Raw genomic sequence first — 1,229 nt, forward strand, 5'->3', positions numbered from 1 at the left:
TAGTAACTGAACGTCCCCTGACGGTATCTAACCAGAAAGCCACGGCTAACTACGTGCCAGCAGCCGCGGTAATACGTAGGTGGCAAGCGTTGTCCGGATTTATTGGGCGTAAAGCGAGCGCAGGCGGTTTCTTAAGTCTGATGTGAAAGCCCCCGGCTCAACCGGGGAGGGTCATTGGAAACTGGGAGACTTGAGTGCAGAAGAGGAGAGTGGAATTCCATGTGTAGCGGTGAAATGCGTAGATATATGGAGGAACACCAGTGGCGAAGGCGGCTCTCTGGTCTGTAACTGACGCTGAGGCTCGAAAGCGTGGGGAGCAAACAGGATTAGATACCCTGGTAGTCCACGCCGTAAACGATGAGTGCTAAGTGTTGGAGGGTTTCCGCCCTTCAGTGCTGCAGCAAACGCATTAAGCACTCCGCCTGGGGAGTACGACCGCAAGGTTGAAACTCAAAGGAATTGACGGGGGCCCGCACAAGCGGTGGAGCATGTGGTTTAATTCGAAGCAACGCGAAGAACCTTACCAGGTCTTGACATCCTTTGACCACTCTAGAGATAGAGCTTTCCCTTCGGGGACAAAGTGACAGGTGGTGCATGGTTGTCGTCAGCTCGTGTCGTGAGATGTTGGGTTAAGTCCCGCAACGAGCGCAACCCTTATTGTTAGTTGCCATCATTTAGTTGGGCACTCTAGCGAGACTGCCGGTGACAAACCGGAGGAAGGTGGGGATGACGTCAAATCATCATGCCCCTTATGACCTGGGCTACACACGTGCTACAATGGGAAGTACAACGAGTCGCTAGACCGCGAGGTCATGCAAATCTCTTAAAGCTTCTCTCAGTTCGGATTGCAGGCTGCAACTCGCCTGCATGAAGCCGGAATCGCTAGTAATCGCGGATCAGCACGCCGCGGTGAATACGTTCCCGGGCCTTGTACACACCGCCCGTCACACCACGAGAGTTTGTAACACCCGAAGTCGGTGAGGTAACCTTTTTGGAGCCAGCCGCCTAAGGTGGGATAGATGATTGGGGTGAAGTCGTAACAAGGTAGCCGTATCGGAAGGTGCGGCTGGATCACCTCCTTTCTAAGGAATATTACGGAAATACACATTTCGTCTTTACTTTGTTCAGTTTTGAGAGGTCTACTCTCAAAACATTCGTTCATTGAAAACTGGATATTGAAGTAAAAAGAATCAAAACAAACCGAGAACACCGCGTTGAATGAGTTTTTT

General features: G+C 51.3%; 1 rRNA gene. It reads left to right on the plus strand.

Annotation, left to right across the window (positions count from 1 at the left end):
- Positions 1-1,082: ribosomal RNA gene (locus KQI94_RS16045) — 16S ribosomal RNA — on the plus strand; the annotation flags it as partial.
- Between the last annotated feature and the right edge of the window lie 147 nt (positions 1,083-1,229).

Source organism: Enterococcus sp. S183_ASV_20 (genome assembly GCF_018919685.1).
In the GTDB taxonomy this organism is placed as follows: domain Bacteria; phylum Bacillota; class Bacilli; order Lactobacillales; family Enterococcaceae; genus Enterococcus; species Enterococcus faecalis.